The organism is Priestia sp. P5_B4 (assembly GCF_056400385.1).
Genome location: NZ_JBFULJ010000015.1, coordinates 1 through 16,288, shown reverse-complemented (window position 1 = coordinate 16,288; position 16,288 = coordinate 1). Strand labels below are relative to the sequence as shown.

The 16,288-nt window shown below is 38.4% G+C and carries 18 protein-coding genes; 12 read left to right on the top strand and 6 right to left on the bottom strand.

The annotated features are described in order from the left end of the window. Window positions 1-984 (top strand): zinc-binding dehydrogenase, encoded by a 984-nt coding sequence (locus tag AC1DRF_RS03710; RefSeq protein ID WP_477740348.1) that lies wholly within the window; start codon window positions 1-3, stop codon window positions 982-984. A 32-nt stretch (window positions 985-1,016) separates the two neighbouring features. Here the strand turns inward: AC1DRF_RS03710 and AC1DRF_RS03705 are convergent, their stop codons facing one another. The 3 genes from AC1DRF_RS03705 to AC1DRF_RS03695 form a co-directional block, all read right to left on the bottom strand. After that, window positions 1,017-1,205 (bottom strand): hypothetical protein, encoded by a 189-nt coding sequence (locus AC1DRF_RS03705; protein WP_427075775.1) that lies wholly within the window; start codon window positions 1,203-1,205, stop codon window positions 1,017-1,019. Between the two features lie 113 nt (window positions 1,206-1,318). Further along, window positions 1,319-3,103 (bottom strand): ABC transporter ATP-binding protein, encoded by a 1,785-nt coding sequence (locus AC1DRF_RS03700; RefSeq protein WP_427075770.1) that lies wholly within the window; start codon window positions 3,101-3,103, stop codon window positions 1,319-1,321. A 16-nt stretch (window positions 3,104-3,119) separates the two neighbouring features. Next, a complete protein-coding gene (locus AC1DRF_RS03695) occupies window positions 3,120-4,862 on the bottom strand; it encodes an ABC transporter ATP-binding protein (RefSeq protein ID WP_477740347.1) in 1,743 nt (580 codons plus the stop codon). 126 nt (window positions 4,863-4,988) lie between these two features. Here AC1DRF_RS03695 and AC1DRF_RS03690 point away from each other — a divergent pair, with 126 nt between their 5' ends. Continuing rightward, window positions 4,989-5,474, top strand: coding sequence for a DUF6985 domain-containing protein (locus AC1DRF_RS03690; RefSeq protein WP_013055615.1), 486 nt, complete (start codon window positions 4,989-4,991; stop codon window positions 5,472-5,474). Between the two features lie 40 nt (window positions 5,475-5,514). Here AC1DRF_RS03690 and AC1DRF_RS03685 read toward each other — a convergent pair whose 3' ends face one another. After that, window positions 5,515-7,065 (bottom strand): solute symporter family protein, encoded by a 1,551-nt coding sequence (locus tag AC1DRF_RS03685; protein WP_013081928.1) that lies wholly within the window; start codon window positions 7,063-7,065, stop codon window positions 5,515-5,517. Between the two features lie 16 nt (window positions 7,066-7,081). Next, window positions 7,082-7,417: a DUF485 domain-containing protein gene (locus tag AC1DRF_RS03680; protein WP_427075769.1), complete on the bottom strand. Its 336-nt coding sequence runs from the start codon at window positions 7,415-7,417 to the stop codon at window positions 7,082-7,084. 498 nt (window positions 7,418-7,915) lie between these two features. Here AC1DRF_RS03680 and AC1DRF_RS03675 point away from each other — a divergent pair, with 498 nt between their 5' ends. The 4 genes from AC1DRF_RS03675 (at window position 7,916) to AC1DRF_RS03660 (ending at window position 10,938) form a co-directional block, all read left to right on the top strand. Further along, a complete protein-coding gene (locus AC1DRF_RS03675; RefSeq protein WP_013055618.1) occupies window positions 7,916-8,224 on the top strand; it encodes a hypothetical protein in 309 nt (102 codons plus the stop codon). 216 nt (window positions 8,225-8,440) lie between these two features. Further along, a complete protein-coding gene (locus tag AC1DRF_RS03670) occupies window positions 8,441-9,196 on the top strand; it encodes an IclR family transcriptional regulator (protein WP_427075638.1) in 756 nt (251 codons plus the stop codon). Window positions 9,197-9,227: 31 nt separating this feature from the next. Then, the gene (locus AC1DRF_RS03665) at window positions 9,228-10,055 is read left to right on the top strand and encodes an aldo/keto reductase (protein ID WP_075421316.1); all 828 of its coding nucleotides are present in this window, start codon (window positions 9,228-9,230) and stop codon (window positions 10,053-10,055) included. Between the two features lie 121 nt (window positions 10,056-10,176). Further along, complete coding sequence (locus AC1DRF_RS03660) at window positions 10,177-10,938, top strand: SDR family oxidoreductase (protein ID WP_427075637.1); 762 nt, start codon at window positions 10,177-10,179, stop codon at window positions 10,936-10,938. A gap of 93 nt (window positions 10,939-11,031) precedes the next feature. On the opposite strand, the gene AC1DRF_RS03655 is transcribed toward AC1DRF_RS03660, so the two are convergent. Then, the gene (locus AC1DRF_RS03655; RefSeq protein WP_477740346.1) at window positions 11,032-11,487 is read right to left on the bottom strand and encodes a MarR family winged helix-turn-helix transcriptional regulator; all 456 of its coding nucleotides are present in this window, start codon (window positions 11,485-11,487) and stop codon (window positions 11,032-11,034) included. A gap of 352 nt (window positions 11,488-11,839) precedes the next feature. Here AC1DRF_RS03655 and AC1DRF_RS03650 point away from each other — a divergent pair, with 352 nt between their 5' ends. From AC1DRF_RS03650 to AC1DRF_RS03625, 6 genes are all read left to right on the top strand, one after another. Next, window positions 11,840-12,478: a biotin/lipoyl-containing protein gene (locus AC1DRF_RS03650; RefSeq protein ID WP_013055624.1), complete on the top strand. Its 639-nt coding sequence runs from the start codon at window positions 11,840-11,842 to the stop codon at window positions 12,476-12,478. A gap of 42 nt (window positions 12,479-12,520) precedes the next feature. Next, window positions 12,521-14,146, top strand: coding sequence for a DHA2 family efflux MFS transporter permease subunit (locus AC1DRF_RS03645; RefSeq protein WP_237074548.1), 1,626 nt, complete (start codon window positions 12,521-12,523; stop codon window positions 14,144-14,146). An 18-nt stretch (window positions 14,147-14,164) separates the two neighbouring features. Continuing rightward, on the top strand, window positions 14,165-14,695 hold the full coding sequence (locus AC1DRF_RS03640) for an NAD(P)H-dependent oxidoreductase (protein ID WP_014461382.1): 531 nt from the start codon (window positions 14,165-14,167) through the stop codon (window positions 14,693-14,695). Between the two features lie 8 nt (window positions 14,696-14,703). Beyond that, entirely contained in the window at window positions 14,704-15,126 is a 423-nt protein-coding gene (locus tag AC1DRF_RS03635; protein ID WP_477740345.1) for a hypothetical protein, read from the top strand. Window positions 15,127-15,288: 162 nt separating this feature from the next. Beyond that, window positions 15,289-15,714: a MarR family winged helix-turn-helix transcriptional regulator gene (locus tag AC1DRF_RS03630; RefSeq protein ID WP_013055628.1), complete on the top strand. Its 426-nt coding sequence runs from the start codon at window positions 15,289-15,291 to the stop codon at window positions 15,712-15,714. 116 nt (window positions 15,715-15,830) lie between these two features. After that, a partial coding sequence (locus AC1DRF_RS03625) for a LacI family DNA-binding transcriptional regulator (protein WP_477740344.1) occupies window positions 15,831-16,288 on the top strand: 458 nt, incomplete at its 3' end.

The following is a 16,288-nucleotide window of genomic DNA, read 5'->3' as shown; positions in this document are numbered from 1 at the left end:
ATGAAAGCTTTACTGCTAGAAGGCAAAGGGAAAGTAAGTGAGATGAAAGTCGGGAATATCCAAAAGCCACATCCAGCTAAAGGTGAAATTTTAGTTAAAATTAAAGCTACTGCTTTGAACCCTGTAGATTATAAAACAGGAAACAGCGGTAATCCTAGTTGGACATATCCTCACGTATTAGGACTTGATTCAGCGGGCGTTGTCGAGGAAGTGGGAGAAGAAGTCACAGCTGTCAAAGTCGGAGACCGCGTTGTATATCATAGCGATTTATCAAAAAAAGGCGGGTTTGCACAATACGGAGTGACAACAGCCCACACAGTTTCTCTTATTCCGCAAGGGGTTTCATTCGAAGACGCTGCGGCTATTCCATGTGCGGGATATACAGCATATCAAGCATTGTTTCACAAAATGAACGCTTCAAAAGGACAAACAATTTTAATTCACGCAGGTGCTGGAGGGGTTGGAGGATTTACCATTCAGCTTGCCAAAAATGCAGGCCTTACAGTGCTCACAACCGCATCTTCTGCCAATCATGAGTTTGTAAAAAGTTTAGGTGCTGATTATGTAATCGACTACCGTAAAGAAGACTTTGTGAAAAAAGTGCTGGAGCTTACCGATGGAATCGGTGTAGATTTAGTCTTGGATACCGTTGGACGAGACAATGCAGACGAGTCGGTAAAGGCTCTTGCTTTTAATGGTCAAATTGCATTCATCGCAGGACCGCCTAATGTAAACGATGCGATTTCGTTTGCGCACCCACTATCGTTTCATCAAGTTGCATTAGGGAGTGTACATCAGTCTAATAACGTAAAAGAACAGCAAAAACTTGCTGAGATGGGAAATAAAATGCTTTTGCTTTTACAAGAAAATACGCTAAATGCACTCGTGGAAAAAGTCATTTCACTAGAAGAAGTGCCAGCAGCATTAGAKGAACTGGCGACTCGTCGAGTAAAAGGGAAAATTGTAGCTGTCATAGATAAGTGATAGAACGAAAAAGAGATTGAGACATAACTACATCAATTCAATCTAAAGACAAACAAATGGAATAAAGGAGCTCGTATCGACCATTTATTACACCGCTGTTGATTTCCGTGCAAGGCTTCGCTTTCCACGGCCGGCTGATAAGCCTCCTCGTTGCTTGCGCTCCTGGGGGTCTCATCCCTTCCGCTGTTCCCGCAGGAGTCTTCGCTTTGCCCTCCAATCAACAGCTAGAAGCAGCTAACTGGATGAACCCTACGTTTATCAGCACAATGAAAAGGTCCGAACGATTACTCGTTCAGACCTTCTTTAAACTAACATACTTTTTATTTTACCTCTTTTAAATCGTAAACTGCTGCGTATAGAGTTGGTGATAAAACCCTTGTTTTTCTAGCAGCTCGCAATGATTTCCTTCTTCAATAATTTGTCCGTCTTTTAAGACAAGAATTTGATCTGCATTTTCAATCGTTTTAAGGCGGTGGGCAATGACAAAGCTTGTTTTTCCTTTTAATAGATTACTCATTCCTCGTTGAATATCAATTTCTGTTTTTGTATCAATGTTGGAAGTAGCTTCGTCTAAAATTAAAATATCACAGTCAGAAAGCATAGCTCGAGCAATCGATAAAAGCTGCTTTTGACCTTCGCTTAAATTTCCTCCGCCAGCTGAAATCACGGTATTGTATTGCTGCGGCAAATGTTTGATAAACGAATGAGCATTGGCCATCTTTGCGGCGCTTTTCACTTCTTCGTCGCTGGCATCTAACCGGCCAAATCGAATGTTATCCGCAATCGTACCGGAAAATAAATAGGTATCTTGAAGAACAATGCCGATTCGGTTTCGTAAATCATAGATGTTATAGTCACTGATGGAACGTCCGTCAATTTTAATGTCTCCGTTTGAGATGTCATAAAATCGTGTGAGCAAGTTAATGATGGTTGTTTTACCAGAACCTGTCGGACCGACCAAAGCAACCATTTCACCTTTTTTTGCTGTCAGTGTAACATTTTTTAAAATCATTTTTTCATCGTTATAGCCAAATGATACGTTCTCAAAAGCAACGTCTCCTGCAAATTTTGTAACAGAAAGAGCGTTTGGCTTGTTTGTGACGTCCGGCTGCTCATCCATAATCGCAAACACGCGCTCTGCGCCGGCAATAGCCGAAAGAATGGTGTTTACTAAGTTTGCCATTTGACTGATTGGGCGAGAGAACTGACGTGAGTAGTTAACAAATGAAGCGATCATCCCAACTGTAACGCTACCTTGAACAGCCATAAATGCGCCCGCTCCGATCACTAGTGCTAAGCCTAAGTTGTTAATAAAGTTTGTGACAGGACCTAAGAAGCCTGAAAATGTTTCCGCTTTTGTTGCTGAACTTCTCAGCTGTTCATTTCGTTCATTAAAAACAGTTAAAAAGTCTTTTTCCTTACTAAAAAGCGTAACAACTTCTCCTCCAGAGATTGCTTCTTCTACAAAGCCGTTTAGCTCACCTAAGTCTTTTTGGCGTTTGACAAAATTTTCACTGCTTCGTTTTAATATTTGTCGAACGATTATAACCATCAAGGGAATAACAATCAGCGTGATAATGGCAAGAATCCAGTTGAGCGAGAACATCGCAATGGTAATGCCGACTAAAGACAAAATAGAGGACAGAGCCTGAATAACGCTTTGACTCAGAGCGCTGTTTAGATTATCAATATCATTTGTGACTCTGCTCATTAACTCTCCGTGAGCTCGTTTGTCAAAAAAGCGAAGGGAGAGAGTCTGAAGCTTTGCAAATAAATCTTGTCGAAGCATTCCAATAGTCGTAAACGAAACGTTCACCATTAAATAGGTTTGCAGCCATGTTAACAAAGATGTCGTAATGTAAATTCCTGCAAGAGTGAGTGACATTCGTATCGTTCCGCTGATATCTTTGGGAATAATATGCTCATCAATAATAACTCCAATTAAATAAGGGCCTAATAAATTAAGCAGGGAAGTCACAATAACTAAGCTTATCGCAGCCGCAAGCGGAGGTTTTCGTTTCCCCATATATGACCAGATTCTGTACAGTGTTTTTTTCGCATTTTTTGGCTTAACTACAGGGCCTTTCATCATTCCTCTAAGGCCGCGAATAGAGCTCATTTGATTTTTACCTTGGTTATTCACTAGGCAACACCTCTTTTCCGCCTTGTGCAAGGTAAATGTCGTAATAAAGAGAGCGATAACGAAGCAATTCTTCATGAGTCCCTTGTTCAGCAATTTTGCCTTCATCCATGACGATAATATGATCAGCGTGGAGAAGAGACGAAATTTTAGAAGCAATAATGATAACGGTCGCATCAGCAAACTCTTCTTTTAAATGTTTTAGTACCTGCGCTTCTGAGACAGCGTCTAATGCCGAAGTTGCATCATCGATGACCAGGATAGCAGGCTTTCTAACAAATGCACGCGCGATTGAAAGACGCTGCTTTTGCCCTCCTGATAAATTGGTTGCTCCTCGCGTTAAAGGATACTCATATCTTTCTGGAAGTTTTTCAATAAACTCCGTTGCGCATGCAAAATCCGCAGCATCTTCAATTTCTGAGGAAGAAGCCTGATCTTTTCCCATTCGAATATTCATATCAATCGTGCCGGTAAACAGCGTAGCTTTTTGAGGAATAAACCCAATGGATGAGCGAAGCACTTTTACGTCATAGTCCGTAAGGTTTTTTCCATCTACGAAGATTTCGCCTTCATCAGGATCATATAAGCGGGAAATAAGTTTTGCAAGCGTCGACTTCCCGCTTCCAGTAGAGCCGATAATGCCAATGGTTTCCCCGTGTCTAGCAGTGAACGAAATATCTTTTAATACGTTTTCGCCATTTTTACTATAGCTGTATGTAACGTTTTGAAACGATAGATCGCCTTTAAGTCTGTTGATTTGAGCAGCAGAGTTTGCTGGAGGGATGTCTATTTTTGTTTTTAAAACAGAATCGATTCGTTCAGCTGAAGGGAATGCGCGTGTAATTTGCATCAGCACCATGCTGCTTGACATAAGTCCGTTTAAAATAATCGTTAAGTAATTAATAAAAGCTAAAATCACACCTGCTTCAATTTTTCCTGCTTCGACTTGAAGTCCTCCCAGCCATAGAGTAGCTACCATTCCGATATTTACGACAAATAAAATAACGGGCATTAAAAGCGAAATAAGCTGAACAGCACTCATATTAGCTCGCGTCAAGGACCTGTTTGCTTCTTTAAACTGATTGATTTCATACGATTCTCTTACATAAGCTTTTACTACACGCATCCCTGATAAATTTTCTTGGACTTTTGTATTTACACGATCAACGCTTTGCTGAACTTTTTTAAAAAGTTTTCCAGCTTTCGTGATCACAAACCAAATGCATAAAAATAAAATAGGGACGACCACAACGATAATAGGAAACAAAGAACGAGCGGTTAATAACACGATCACAATACTTCCTGCAAAAAGTAAAGGACCTCTAACTAATACTTTTAGCGTCATATTCAATGCGTTTTGAACACTCGTTACATCATTTGTCATGACGGTAATTAAGTGACCAGTCCCTAGTTTGTCTCTGTTGCTGTTTGAGAGGTTTTCAATTTTTTCAAAAAGCGATTTCCGAATATCGGTAGAAAAATTTACTGCCGCTTTTGTGCTAAGGATGGCGCAGACGATACCGGCAGCTAAGCCAATGACTGCTAACATAAGCATAAGGATACTTCGAGTGATAACATATGTTTGATCGTTGTTTGCAATGCCATAATCAATGATATGCTGCATAATAGTAGGCTGAAGAAGGTCAGCTAACACTTCAATTACCATCAATAGCGGGGCAAACAGCGCGAGCCATTTGTAAGGTTTTAAGTAAGGGTACAAAGATTTAATTGTATTCACACATTGTGGCACTCCTTTCTGTAAAAAATATGGTAACATAGAATAAGTTTAGAAGTTTGTTTCAAGCACCATTTATTATACGCCAATGCAAGCAGAAATCCACTTTTTGAGAGGGTCAGGTATGCAATGAATCAAACATTACGAGTACATCATCCGCTTTTTGGATCTTTGTTATATGACTCGGCCTGGGTTGGAGAAAAACAGGTCACTTTCTTTGGACAAAAACAACAGGTGTTGCTGACAATTGATGGAGATAAAGAGAAGCCATTTCAAAAACGACAAGAAGAGGCCTTTCAAGCATTTTGGCTTCAAGGTGAATTATTGTTAAAGAGGACGGAAAAAGCTCTTTTTGATTATTATCAACAGGTGCGAGATGAATACAGAACTCAAGTTGAAAAAGACGTGGTAGACTTATTAGTTCCGAATGTAAAAAAGCGAAAAGACATCGGGTTTTTAGTTGAGTGTATTCAAATCTTTGTTCCTGAAGCACCTCATGATACAAGAGAACTTGGTTTGTTTTTTGAATGTACGTGGGAAGAAGAGCATATGTTAGCTGTAAAGTTTAGAAATGAACAAATTTCCGCTATTGGTTTACAAGAAGATTTATTCTAGTAAAAAGCCTTGAAGCAACCTGCTTCAAGGCTTTTTGGCATTAATGCTTGACGGGCTCTTCGATTCCCATACCTGTATTTGCTTTTACTAAAATCTCATCAAATTTCTTTTCGTCTGCTTTTTTAGACGAAAGAAGTGTTCCTATAAAAGCAGCTAAGAAGCCTAGAGGAATAGAGATAATACCAGGGTTTGTTAGCGTAATGAGCGGTTCACCTACAAAGATAGCAGCTCCCGGCTCAGGTGCCCATACGTTAGGACTAATGGCAACTAAAAACAGGGAGCTGAATAGTCCAACCAGCATGCCAGTGACTGCTCCTGCTGTATTAAAACGTTTCCAAAAAATAGTGAGAAGAATAATTGGCAAGTTAGCGCTCGCTGCTACCGCAAACGCAAGTGCCACTAAAAATGCCACGTTCATGTTTTGAGCAAATAATGCAAGAATAATAGATAAAATGGATACCCCAATAGAAGCCCATCGTGCAGCCACTACCTGTTCTTTTTCAGTAGCAGCTCCTTTACGCAGAATATGACTATAGAAGTCGTGCGCGAATGCTGAAGCTGCTGAGAGCACCAGTCCAGCTACAACAGCTAAAATTGTAGCAAATGCTACAGCTGAAACGAACGCAAAAAGAAAGTCTCCGCCAAGAACTTGAGCGAGCAGAGGAGCCGCCATATTTCCTGCTGCATTTGCTTTGATAATATCATCATATCCTACAAAAGCAGCAGCACCAAATCCTAAAAAGATTGTCATAATGTAAAAAACGCCAATGATCCACGTTGCATAAATAACAGACTTTCTTGCGGTGATGGCATCTTTTACTGTGAAGAAACGAATAAGGATATGAGGCAGGCCTGCTGTACCAAGAACAAGAGCTAAATTCAACGAAATCATGTCCAGCGGATTTTTGAATTTATTTCCTGGATTTAAAAAGCCGTCACCAAGAGGAGTTGCAGTTTTCATCTCGGAAAACATTTTAGCTAAGCTAAAATCAAATTTTGAAAATACGATAATGGAAATAATGAACGTACCAATCATCAGAAGCAAGGCTTTGACAATCTGCACCCAGCTAGTCGCTGTCATTCCTCCAAATACAACGTAAACCGTCATCAAGACGCCGACAATCAAGACAGAGTACACGTAATCTAGACCAAGTAATAAATGAATTAATGCTCCTGCTCCAACAAGCTGCGCAATCATATAAAAAATGGAAATGGTGATCGTGTTTAACGCAGCAACTCCCCGCACTTTCTTTTCGTTAAAACGAGCTGCTATCATATCTGCCATCGTGTACTTTCCTAAGTTGCGAAGGGGTTCAGCTACAATGTATAACACAACCAGGTAGGCAACTAAAAAGCCGATGCTGTAAAAAAAACCGTCAAATCCAGAAAGCGCTACCATTCCAGCTATGCCTAAAAATGATGCAGCAGACATATAATCTCCGGCAATTGCCATACCGTTTTGCCAGCCGGTTAAACTTCCATCTGCTGTATAAAAGTCACTGGTCGTTTTTGTCCGCTTGGATGCCGCATACGTAATGATTAGCGTAAGACCTACAATGGCTAAAAAAAGTGAAAAAGCTAGTACGTTCATTCATTTAACCCCCTATTTAATTTGTAGCTTCTTTTTTAATCGTGTCAACAAGTTCATCGAATTTCGCGGCTCTTTTTGTGTATAGAATGCATAGGGTCCAGGTCATCACAAACTGTGCAAAAGCAAATACCCACGCCCAGGTCATAGAAGCAAAAGCTGGTTTGTTTAGGACGGTTGTGTAAGCCGTTAAGATAGGCAAGGTAAAATAAAAAGCAAGAAAAAACAGAGAGAGCGGTAAAATAAAATTGCGTTTTTGCTTCAAAAGCTTTTGAAATGAAGCAGACTGTACAATTTCTGTGTAATCAGGAGAGGAAGAAGCATTGTTTACCTTCTTTAAAGAATTTTCATTCATCGCCAAGCGGAATTCCCCCTTTGATAATAAATAGATGAAGCGAAAAGCTTCATATCACTTGAATTATATTATTTTCGGAATAAAAAGTAAATTCTGTCTTTTTGTGAGAATGGTAACTGTGTAGGTTTTTTAATATACTGAAGGTTCGTAATAAATGCATACTGACATAATAAAAAAAGAACAACATTTAATACAAAGGAAAAACCATTCGCAAAAGAAATGTTGAAATTAATCCTTAGTTTCTTATATATATAAGGCTTTTCTTTATTATTTAAACGTTATTTGTTTGTTTGATCTTTTGAAAAAGAAAAGAAGATGATGATAGAATCATAAGCACACAATAATGCTTAGAGAGGAAACAGGTTGAGAAAATAAGCTATTATTTAGAGATGGTTATAAATAGACAAGATATTATGAAAGATTTCTATATGAATGATATTTTTTCTTTATAGTAAACAAATGATGTGACTACTTATATAAAAGAGAAAAGGTGAAAGAATGGCATTTGGAATTAAACGCCCGGAACTAAACGCATGGAAAGCAGCTGTTAAGCGAGGAGAGATCGCGTTTTTAACTCATTATTGGCTTGATGAGCGTTTTCCACATGCAACTACCGTAACAAAAGTAGGTTGCAGTGACTTAAATAAGCTGATTAAGTGGGGAAAAAAGTATGGTATTCCCGCTAAGTATATTGATAATCGATCCGGCTATCCTCATTTCGATTTACTAGGTGAGCGTCAGAAAGAAATTATGAAAAAGGAAAATCAGTTGGAGCAGCTGAAGCGATTTGAAGAAGTTAACGAGTGAAAAGCAAAACTAATTTCAAAAAATGTAAAAAAATTCTATTGTTAAGACTTTTTTTATGTTTAAATAGAAAAAACAGTGGAATAGATTAAGAAGAACAATTACGTTATGTATTCTCTTATATAGGGAAAATAACTTAGTGTAGTTTCCTTATTTGATACGATAAAGAGCTTTGTTTTATAATAAAATTGTTGTTCGGATAAAAGGAGGAAGAAGGGCATGTCCGAGGTTGGAACTTTAAAAAAAGGATTAGATATCTTCTCTTTGCTTTTAAACCGTCCGAATATGACTATTCCAGAAATGATGGAAGCGCTCGGTTTTAATAAGAGTACGATGTATCGTCTTGTGAGCACGCTTGAGCAAAACGGATTTATTGTAAGAAACCCATCTAACCGCTATACGGTTTCACCGCAACTGGTGCTGGCACTCGTGCAAAATACGATGCATACGAACTATGAAATGAATTGGCTCTCTGTTCCTGCTATGCAGAAGCTGAGTGAAGAGACCAAAGAGACCATTTATGCGGGAATTCTCCATCATAAACAAATGGTTACAACTCAGGTGGTTAACGGGCAATATAGCACTCGTACGCATTCTGAAGTAGGAAATAAAAAGCCGCTTCATGCAAATGCTATTGGAAAGTGTATTCTTGCTTATCAAGAGGACAGCGTACAAAAATCTATTCTTCATGAACTTTCGCTTGAAGCTTATACAAATCGAACGATCACCGAGCTGGACAAGCTTGAAGCTGATTTAGCTTTAAGTAAGGAAAGAGGATATGCTGTCGACGATGAAGAACGGGAGCCGGGCGTTCGCTGTATTGCAGCCCCTATTTTCAGAAAAGGAAAAATAATGGCGGCTATTGCTTTATCAGGTCCCTCCTTTCGTATTTCACAAGAGAAAGACGAAGAACATGCTGCACTTGTTAAACAGTGCGCAGAACAAATTTCACAAGCAATTACTCTTTACGAATAATTTAATAGTAAAAAAGGGGATGAACAGCAACATGGAAAACTTACAGTCAACGACGACCTTAGCAAACGGCGTTAAAATGCCTTGGTTAGGTTTAGGTGTTTATAAAGTAGAAGATGGTCAAGAAGTTGTAGATTCAGTTAAATATGCAATCAAAGCTGGATATAAAAGCATTGATACGGCTAAAATTTATGAAAATGAAGAAGGCGTGGGACAAGCGATCAAAGAATCAGGTGTTTCTCGCGAAGAACTGTTTGTTACATCAAAAGTGTGGAATGCAGATCAAGGATATGACACAACTATTCAAGCGTTTGAAACAAGCTTAAACAAGCTAGGGCTTGAATATTTAGATTTATACTTAATTCACTGGCCAGTTGAAGGTAAGTATAAAGATACGTGGAAAGCACTTGAAAAGCTTTATAAAGACGGGAAAATTCGTGCAATCGGCGTATCGAATTTCCAAGTACATCATTTAGAAGACTTGATTGCAGATGCAGAAGTAAAGCCGATGGTAAACCAAATCGAATTTCATCCACTTTTAACACAAACAGAAGTGCGTGAATACTGCAAAAAACAAGGAATCCAAGTGGAAGCATGGTCACCGCTTGCACAAGGTGAGCTGCTTGATAACGAAGTGTTAACTCAAATTGCTGAAAAGCACGGAAAATCAACTGCTCAAGTTATCTTACGTTGGGACTTGCAAAACGAAGTAGTAACTATTCCTAAGTCAACAAAAGAACATCGTATTATCCAAAATGCAGACGTATTTGATTTTGAATTAAATGCAGATGAAGTTGAAAAAATTAACGCATTAAATCAAAATCATCGCGTAGGTCCTGATCCGGATAACTTTGACTTTTAATTTTAAAGCAAGACTAAAACGTCTTGTAAGATAAATAATAAACAAAGCGCTATTGTCATTCATGCAGTAGCGCTTTGTTTATTAAAGAGTAAATGCGATGGTTGAACGAGGAGGAAAAGTAATGAAGATGTCAGAAAACACTATTTTAATTACGGGCGGAGCATCAGGAATTGGGTTGTCGCTTGCAGAACGGTTTTTAAATGAAGGAAATGAAGTTATTATTTGTGGAAGAAGGGAGTCAAAGCTGCAAGAAGCAAAAGAAAAATTCCCTTCATTACATACAAAAGTGTGCGATGTATCAATAGAAGAAAGCAGAGTAGAGCTAGTAAAATGGGCGACTGAAAGATTCCCGAAATTAAATGTTATTGTGAATAATGCAGGCATTCAGCAGCGCGTAAATCTTTTACACATGCACAAAGAGTGGCAGTATTACGAAAAAGAACTAATGAGTAATGTAAGTGCTCCTATTCATTTAACGTCGTTATTGATTCCTCATTTCGTTCAACAAGAACGTGCTGCGGTTATTAACGTAACGTCCGGGCTGTCTTTAACACCTGGAGCATGGGTGCCAATCTACAGCGCAACAAAAGCGGCATTAAGGTCGTTTACGATTAGTCTAAGACATCAATTAGAAGAAACAAATACCGAAGTGATAGAAATTCTTCCTCCAGCCGTGAACACGGATTTGGGAGGACCGGGACTTCATACATTTGGAGCACCGCTTGATGACTTTGCCGATTCGATATTTGAAGAATTGAAAAAAGGTAAAATCGAAATTGGCTATGGAGACAGCGCTAAGAGGCTTCATGCTTCCAAAGAAGAAATTGAGAAAGCTACAGCACAGGCTTGGAGTGGATTTTTGAAAAATAATCCTGAATTTTAAAGACAGCAAACAAAAAGCTTACTAAACTCGTCAATAGTAGCGGGTCATAAAAAGCGTGTGTCCATAAAATAAATGAACACACGCTTTTTAGCATTAACGATCTACAGTTTGTCTAATTCGTTTTTCCATTTTTTCAAGCATGCGGAGGTACTCATCCTGTTCTTCAGGAGTTAGAGCAAAAAGCATGTCTTGCCAAAATAAATTCCGCTGCTCAATTACATAGTTCACTAATGTTTCGCCAGCCTCTGTTAAGGATATCCATACAATTCGGCGGTCTTTTTGGTCACGTACGCGCTTAATGAGTGCATCAGCTTCTAATTGATTTAATAAAATGGTAGTAGCCCCGGAGGTTAGCTTTAGATTTGAAGAAATTTCGGCTACCATACGTTTAGAGCTGACTCCAATGAATTTTAGAATTAAAAATTTCGTAATGGTCAAATTATAGGGCTGCTCACTGATTTTATCTTCCAAGAGCTTTCGMTTGAGTTCAAATAATGAGGTTTTAACTTGGTCAAGTTTTTCTAGTTTATCTATTAACTGCTGATCCATTATAATCACCTTTTCTTTATCATTATAGGTGTTAAACAATTGCTGCTAGTTACCTATTGTGGTTTATGTATATAGGGAGTTTGTTCCAAAAAAAGAAGCTGTTTTTGTGTATAACCCTATGCTTATATATCTAACTTTAAAGTAAAGTAAAGTACTTGTAAAGAAACCAAAACTTTTAAGTTGTATTTCAGTTAAAGATGTAGTAAAGTATTCAGTCGGGAAAACTTTATGAAACATAAATGTTTAGTTTTAAAAATAAATTAAAATCAAAGTTATTTACAACTAAATATCTTTGTGATAAAGTTATCTAGCGTAATACTTAACTGAATGAAATATTAAGGAGGTAAAATAAATGTCAAGAGGGCGTTTAATTTTAATGAACTTTATCGGAATTATTGTAGTATTAGCTTTAATTATTGGTGGGGGATACTATTATATTCAAAAATCTAATTATGTATCCACAGACAATGCAAAAGTGTCCGGCGACCTTTATACAGTAGTAGCGCCAGCGGCAGGTAAAGTAGCAAGCTGGAACGTTGAAGAAGGTAAAGATGTTTCAAAAGATGATGAGGTAGCTAAAATCCAATCAGAAGATGGAGAAAAAACAGTTACAGTACCAGAAGACGGTAAAATCATCAAAACACAGGTAAAAGAAAATCAAATGGTTCAAGCTGGTCAACAAATTGCTAGCGAAGTAGATATGAATAACTTATTCATCATTGCAAACATTAAAGAAGACAAATTAAAAGATATTGAAGCTGGCGATGACGTTGATGTAACAGTTGACGGAGATACTAAAACAACAATCGATGGAAAAGTAGAAGAAATCGGTTATGCAACAAACTCAATTTTCTCATTAATGCCAAGTTCTAATTCAGACGGCAACTATACGAAAGTATCACAAACAGTTCCTGTTAAAATCTCTATTTCTAACTACTCTGAAAACGTACTACCAGGTATGAACGCAGAAGTTAAAATCTCTAAAAACTAAGAACGTACATGATTAAGAAGAGAAGAAAGGAGGAAGGAACTGATGTCAGCAAACACGATACAACCAGAGGAAAGCTCAGTTAAAAAGCATATTCCGCTGCTAGTCGTACTTATGCTTGGATTATTCTTAGCAATTTTAAACCAAACGCTGCTAAATGTTGCGATCCCGCATCTGATTACAGAGTTTGGCGTTACGGCTAATACGGCACAGTGGTTGCTTACAGGATATATGCTTGTAAATGGTGCACTTATTCCATTATCAGCCTATTTAATTGAACGTTTTGGAGTTCGTCGCTTATTCTTATTTGCAATGGCCTGCTTTACAATAGGGGCACTTATCTGCGGAATTGCGCCGACTTTCTCGATTATGCTAATCGGACGTCTGGTTCAAGCAGTCGGAGGCGGAGTGCTAGCACCTCTAGTTATGACCATTATCGTATTTATTTTCCCTCCTCATATGCGCGGAAAAGGAATGGGTATCTTTGGTTTAGCCATGATGTTCGCTCCGGCAATTGGACCGACGCTTTCAGGATGGGTTATTCAAAACTATGACTGGCACATTTTATTTACGGGAATGGTGCCACTAGGTGCGCTCGTACTTATTATTGCAGCTTTTAAATTAAAAGATATTAAACCACCTCAAAATGTAAAAGTAGATCTAATCTCTGTGTTTACATCTCTTGCAGGTATGGCTTTACTTCTATACGGCTTCAGTGAAGCTGGAAACGATGGCTGGACGGATTCAGTTGTATTGTCAACGATGATTGGCGGTATTGTCTTATTAATCATCTTTGTCGTGCAGCAGCTTCGACTTAAGAGTCCATTACTTGATGTGAGAGTATTTAAATACAGTATTTTCTCATTATCTAATATCATTAGTATTGCCATCACAATTAGCATGTATGCTGGTATGTTCTTATTGCCAATTTACTTGCAAAATATTCGTGGCTATTCAGCATTTGATTCAGGTTTATTAATCTTGCCTGGTGCACTTGTTATGTTAGTTATGTCACCAATTTCTGGTACGCTGTTTGATAAATTAGGGCCGCGTCCACTAGGGATTGTCGGGATGTTGATTACGGTTGTGACAACATTTGAATTTACAAAATTAACGCTTGAAACACCGTTTAGTCATATTGTTATTATTTATATGATCCGTGCATTCGGTATGTCATTATTGATGATGCCAATTATGACGGCTGGTTTAAATCAGCTGCCGGCAAAATTAAGCAGCCATGGTACATCAATGGCGAACACGCTTCGTCAGGTGAGTGGTTCAATCGGTATCAGTTTAATGACTACAATCTTTACAAATCGCACAACATATCATGTGAATGAAATGAGCAGTTCCATGACTACATCCGATCCATTCTTTATGAATAACTTCCAGGCATTTGTGCAAAAGATTGCTCAAACGCTTCACCTTTCTCAAACAGAGGCGCAAAAACAAGCTTTAACAACATTAGCTGGAAAAGTTCAAGCGCAAGCAACTGTACAAGGAATTAACGACGCGTTTTATTGGACAGTTATTATTGCCATTATTGGATTGATTTTAAGTTTCTTCCTACGTGATGTTCGTAAAGACCCAGTAGTGGAAGTGGAAGAAATAGAAAAAGAAACAACAGACGATATTCGTATGTTACCGGCACCAAAAGATATGAACTCATAAGCAACGGAGGGATAAAGGATGAAAATTTGTATCGTATATGATAGTGAAGGCGGACATACAGAGGCATTAGCCAAAGCGATTGCTTCTGGCGCTGAGCTGTCTGGAGAAGCAACTGTATATGTAAAGCATGTAGAAGAAGCAGATGTACGTGAACTGCCTGAAATGGATGCTATTATTTGGGGCTGCCCAGGGCATTTTGGAACAATCAGTTCAGGGTTAAAAACGTGGATTGATAAATTAGGTTATTTATGGGCAGAAGGTAAATTAATTGATAAAGTAGGTGCGGTGTTCTGTACAACAGCTACAACGCACGGTGGCTTAGAAGCAACGCTTTTAAATTTAATTACACCTATGCTTCATCAAGGAATGGTTATCGCTGGCTTACCAGGTAACATTCCAGAAAATGCGCTGTACGGTACTTATTACGGTGTGGGAATTACTTGTCCAATCGAAGGTGACGAATTATTAACAGAGAACGACCAAGCGCTAGGTAAAGCGTTAGGAGAACGTGTTGTTCAAGTGACTAAACGAATGACACAAGGACAGTAGGTGACAGTATGTTAGGTATTTTACTGATCGTTGTAGCTGTGATTCTGGTTGTACTAATTATTACAATGAATGCTAAAGCATCATCTTCTAAGCGCCAGCGTCCAGTTCCACCTAAAAAAGAAGCGGATGCTYCAAATGCTCCTAAAGAGCCAAAAGCAGAAGAGAAAAAAGTGGCAGAAAAAAAACCTGCAGCACCAAAAGAAACACCAAAAGAAGAGCCAAAAGAGCCGCAGGCTAAGACGGAAACAAGAACATCTAGATATAAGAAAGAAAAAGATGTCATGAACGATGATATGTATCGTCAAGTGCTGCAAAAGTTTAGAGAAGGCGAAAAAGACAACACGGTTTTTACAAAAGAAGAACGTGACGTTATGAATGATGACGCTTTTCGTAAGGCTTTAAGATCGTTTAAGAAAAACGATAGTGAATGAGTTTCTTCTATTATAATAGTACGGAATAAAATAGATAGAAAATAGGTTATAAGCATTCTGCGAAACCAGCCGCTCTCCCCAGGCTAGGTTTCGCTTGGAGTGCAGCAGGGGGCTGACATGTTAACATCGACTCCCTGATTATAAGAAAGGGGACGTCAAAACATGGAACAGCTCACATTTATTGAAGAGGTCCAGAGAATTTCGATATCCCTTAACAAAAAGGTAATGACAGAGATAAAAGAAAGGTTACTTTCACAAGGGATTACACCTTTTCAATATCATATCTTATTAATTATCGGTAAGTGCAGTCACATTGGGGTAACCAAGCTGGCAGAAGAGATGCGCGTCAAGCCTAGTGCGATTACTCCTGTTATTAATCGTTTAATAGACTTAGAGTTAGTTTCACGCTATCACTCTAAAGAGGATCGCCGCAAAGTAAACATTGAGTTAACAGCTAAAGGTGAACAAGTGATTGAAGAAGCAAATGAAATTGTGCAAAAGATGATTGCTCATTTCTTTTCTTGCTATGAACCGAAAGATCAAGAGCAATTTTTGAAATTATTTAAGAAACTAGACGCTAATATCTAATGAAAGAAAAATCACTTCTTAATGAAGTGATTTTTTTTAATAAAAAGATTGTCAACTTCACTTTTCCATGTTATCATTTGTGTAAACGGTTACATATATGAAGGGAGGGAAATAAAGTGGTAACAATTCGTGATGTAGCAAAAGAAGCAGGCGTGTCCGTTGCGACCGTTTCGCGCGTTTTAAACAGTACAGGATATGTAAAAGAAGACACGCGTGTGCGAGTAATGAATACAATTCAAAAATTAAACTACAGCCCTAACGAGGTAGCCCGTTCGCTTTATACACGTGAATCTCGTTTGATTGGTCTCTTGCTTCCAGACATTACAAACCCTTTTTTCCCTCAGCTTGCACGAGGAATAGAAGATGAAGTACATAGCCATGGATTTCGTTTAATTCTTGGCAATAGTGATGAGCAGTTAGAGAAAGAATTAACCTATCTCCAAACGTTTACGCAAAACCATGTAGTAGGGATGATCACGGCAACAACAAGTCTAGCTCAGAAACTATATGAAGGTCTTACATTTCCCGTCGTGTTTTTAGATAGAAGTTCTGAACAGTATCCATCCGTTTATGC

Excerpts from the sequence above, each read along its gene's own strand:
- AC1DRF_RS03700 (WP_427075770.1), bottom strand. The coding sequence starts at position 3,103 with ATGAGCTCTATTCGCGGCCTTAGAGGAATGATGAAAGGCCCTGTAGTT.
- AC1DRF_RS03690 (WP_013055615.1), top strand. The coding sequence starts at position 4,989 with ATGAATCAAACATTACGAGTACATCATCCGCTTTTTGGATCTTTGTTA.
- AC1DRF_RS03685 (WP_013081928.1), bottom strand. The coding sequence starts at position 7,065 with ATGAACGTACTAGCTTTTTCACTTTTTTTAGCCATTGTAGGTCTTACG.
- AC1DRF_RS03680 (WP_427075769.1), bottom strand. The coding sequence starts at position 7,417 with ATGAATGAAAATTCTTTAAAGAAGGTAAACAATGCTTCTTCCTCTCCT.
- AC1DRF_RS03675 (WP_013055618.1), top strand. The coding sequence starts at position 7,916 with ATGGCATTTGGAATTAAACGCCCGGAACTAAACGCATGGAAAGCAGCT.
- AC1DRF_RS03670 (WP_427075638.1), top strand. The coding sequence starts at position 8,441 with ATGTCCGAGGTTGGAACTTTAAAAAAAGGATTAGATATCTTCTCTTTG.
- AC1DRF_RS03665 (WP_075421316.1), top strand. The coding sequence starts at position 9,228 with ATGGAAAACTTACAGTCAACGACGACCTTAGCAAACGGCGTTAAAATG.
- AC1DRF_RS03660 (WP_427075637.1), top strand. The coding sequence starts at position 10,177 with ATGAAGATGTCAGAAAACACTATTTTAATTACGGGCGGAGCATCAGGA.
- AC1DRF_RS03650 (WP_013055624.1), top strand. The coding sequence starts at position 11,840 with ATGTCAAGAGGGCGTTTAATTTTAATGAACTTTATCGGAATTATTGTA.
- AC1DRF_RS03645 (WP_237074548.1), top strand. The coding sequence starts at position 12,521 with ATGTCAGCAAACACGATACAACCAGAGGAAAGCTCAGTTAAAAAGCAT.
- AC1DRF_RS03640 (WP_014461382.1), top strand. The coding sequence starts at position 14,165 with ATGAAAATTTGTATCGTATATGATAGTGAAGGCGGACATACAGAGGCA.
- AC1DRF_RS03630 (WP_013055628.1), top strand. The coding sequence starts at position 15,289 with ATGGAACAGCTCACATTTATTGAAGAGGTCCAGAGAATTTCGATATCC.